The organism is Phascolarctobacterium sp., assembly GCF_045124115.1.
In the GTDB taxonomy this organism is placed as follows: domain Bacteria; phylum Bacillota; class Negativicutes; order Acidaminococcales; family Acidaminococcaceae; genus Phascolarctobacterium_A.
Genome location: NZ_JBGVLF010000012.1, coordinates 1 through 2440, shown reverse-complemented (window position 1 = coordinate 2440; position 2440 = coordinate 1). Strand labels below are relative to the sequence as shown.

The 2440-nt window shown below is 44.8% G+C and carries 5 protein-coding genes; all 5 read left to right on the top strand.

Features of this window, described 5'->3' with window-relative positions:
• Positions 1–320 (top strand): 50S ribosomal protein L11 (rplK, locus tag ACJMM4_RS01510; protein ID WP_405382768.1); only part of this gene is annotated, 320 nt, incomplete at its 5' end.
• 3 nt (positions 321–323) lie between these two features.
• Positions 324–1043 carry a 50S ribosomal protein L1 gene (rplA, locus tag ACJMM4_RS01505; RefSeq protein ID WP_405382766.1) on the top strand — a complete coding sequence of 240 codons (720 nt, stop codon included), beginning with the start codon at positions 324–326 and terminating at the stop codon, positions 1041–1043.
• Between the two features lie 193 nt (positions 1044–1236).
• On the top strand, positions 1237–1746 hold the full coding sequence (gene rplJ / locus ACJMM4_RS01500) for a 50S ribosomal protein L10 (protein ID WP_405382764.1): 510 nt from the start codon (positions 1237–1239) through the stop codon (positions 1744–1746).
• Between the two features lie 84 nt (positions 1747–1830).
• The gene (gene rplL, locus ACJMM4_RS01495) at positions 1831–2199 is read left to right on the top strand and encodes a 50S ribosomal protein L7/L12 (protein WP_405382762.1); all 369 of its coding nucleotides are present in this window, start codon (positions 1831–1833) and stop codon (positions 2197–2199) included.
• 170 nt (positions 2200–2369) lie between these two features.
• On the top strand, positions 2370–2440 hold a 71-nt coding region (locus ACJMM4_RS01490), incomplete at its 3' end, for a hypothetical protein (RefSeq protein WP_405382770.1).

Below are 2440 nucleotides of genomic sequence, written 5' to 3'. Positions count from 1 at the left end.
AGTTCTGTAAGGCATTCAATGCTAAGACAGCAAACATGGAAAAGGGCTTACCAGTTCCTGTTATCATCACCGTTTACTCAGATAAATCATTTACCTTCGTATCAAAGTCTACCCCAGCTTCTTACTTAATTAAGAAGACCTTAGGCTTAAAGTCAGCTTCTCACAAGCCTGGTACTGAGGTTGCAGGTAAGATCACTATGGACCAGTGCCGCGAAATCGCTAAGGCTAAAGAGCCTGATATGACTGGTGCAGATCTAGACGCATCTGCTCGTACTATTGCTGGTACTGCTCGTTCAATGGGCATCCAGGTGGAGGGTTAATCAATGGCTAAGATTGCTAAGCGTTTAAAAGAAATCCGTGCAGCTGTTGATAAGACCAAGCAGTATGCTGCAGTTGAAGGTTTTGAGCTATTAAAGTCTACTGCAAAGGCAAAGTTCGTAGAGAGCGTTGACGTTGCAATTCAGTTAGGTATCGATGCTACTAAGTCAGACCAGAACGTACGTGGTGCTACCGTATTACCAAATGGTACCGGTAAGACTGTTCGCGTTTTAGTTTTCACCCAAGGCGATTTAGCAGAGCAGGCAAAGGCTGCTGGTGCTGATCACGTTGGTATGGACGAGTTAGCAGCTGAAGTTAAGAAAGGCTTTGCAGACTTCGACGTTGTTATCGCATCACCTGATGCAATGCGCGTTGTAGGTCAGTTAGGTCAGATCTTAGGTCCACGTGGTTTAATGCCTAACCCTAAGGTTGGTACCGTAACTCGCGACGTTGCAACTGCTGTTAAGAATGCTAAAGCAGGTCAGGTTCGCTTCCGTAACGACAAGGCTGGTAACATCCAGACTTCAATCGGTAAGGTAAGCTTCACTGCTCAGCAGTTATCAGAGAACTTAACTGCTCTTATCGCAGCTATCACTAAGTTAAAGCCAGCTGCTGCTAAAGGCGCATTTATCAAGAAAGTTTGTGTATCAACCACTATGGGTGTTGGTCTAACTATCGATAAGGCAAGCCTAGCTGCAGACAAGGCTGCTGACGCACAAGCTTAATTTAAGCTTTAAGTTAGCTAAGCGCCTTGGTACTAGGCGCTTATAAAAGAATTTGGAAAGGGGGCATTGCCGCCAAACCAAAGACCGCAGGGGGTAGTACCTTAATCATCCTGCGTAGGCGGAGCTAGAAATAGCTCTGGTGGTCCCGAAAGGGTATAGTCCATTATGGACATTCCAGGAGTCACTGCTAAAAATGGCATTGAATATCGAAGACAAAAAGGCAATCGTTGCTGAAGTCGCCGAAGTAGCCAAGAAAGCTGTGTCAGCTGTTACTGCAAATTCATGCGGTATTCCAGTAGCAACTTTAACCAAACTACGTAAAGAAGCTCGTGAGAACAATGTTTACTTACACGTTGTTCGTAACACTCTTCTTACCCGTGCTTTAGAAGGCACTGAGTTTGAGTGCATCAAGGATTCATGCAAGGGTCCAACCATTATTGGTTTATCTCTTGAGCATCCAGGTGCTGCTGCTAGAATCTTCAAGAATTTTGCTAAAGAGTGCAAGACTTTCGAAGTTAAAGCTTTAGCTTTTGAAGGTAAGGCATACGACAGCAAAGACATTGATGTTCTTGCAACATTACCAACATACGACGAGGCTATCGCTCAGTTAATGGCAACCATGAAAGAGGCTGCAGCTGGCAAACTTGTTCGTACTCTTGCTGCATTGGGCGAGAAACTTGGTTCAGAGACTGCTGCAGAATAATTTCAACTGCGCGGTTTGTTAGACTAAATTTAGTCGATTGTTTTTTTTCAGGCATAGCCTGGTTATTTTATAGGAAGTTTAAAAATGGCTTTATCTAAGGATGAAATCATTGAGGCAATTGCTGCTCTATCTGTTACTGAAGTTGTAGAGTTAGTTAAGGCAATGGAAGAGAAGTTCGGTGTTTCTGCAGCTGCAGCTGTTGCAGCAGCTCCAGCAGCTGGTGCAGCTGCTGCTGAAGAGAAGACCGAGTTCGACGTTATGTTAAAGGGCGTTGGCGCTAACAAGATTGCTGTTATTAAGGCAGTTCGTGGTGCTACCGGTCTTGGCCTAAAGGAAGCTAAGGACTTAGTTGAGTCAGCTCCTGCTAAGGTTAAGGAAGCAATGCCAAAGGCTGACGCAGAGGCTTTAGTAAAGGCTCTAGTTGACGCTGGTGCAGATGCAGCTTTAGCTTAATAGCTAGCTTCACATAACAGGCTCGCATCGGGCCTGTGGCAGATAGAAATATGCTGTCAAAAACGTAACCCGATCCCCCATTTTAGAGGGATCGGGTTCGGTGCCTAAAAACACATAAGACGCAATCGTGTCTTATCCGGAAACAGATCAAATAGAGGATCACCTTATCCATGGTCTACTCCTACACTGAGCAAAAACGCATCCGTAAGGATTTTGGTAAGCGTGTAAAAGTATTAGATAC

What these genes read in the sequence shown, in the direction of transcription:
- rplL (WP_405382762.1), top strand. Translation starts at nt 1,831, where the DNA reads ATGGCTTTATCTAAGGATGAAATCATTGAGGCAATTGCTGCTCTATCT.
- rplA (WP_405382766.1), top strand. Translation starts at nt 324, where the DNA reads ATGGCTAAGATTGCTAAGCGTTTAAAAGAAATCCGTGCAGCTGTTGAT.
- rplJ (WP_405382764.1), top strand. Translation starts at nt 1,237, where the DNA reads ATGGCATTGAATATCGAAGACAAAAAGGCAATCGTTGCTGAAGTCGCC.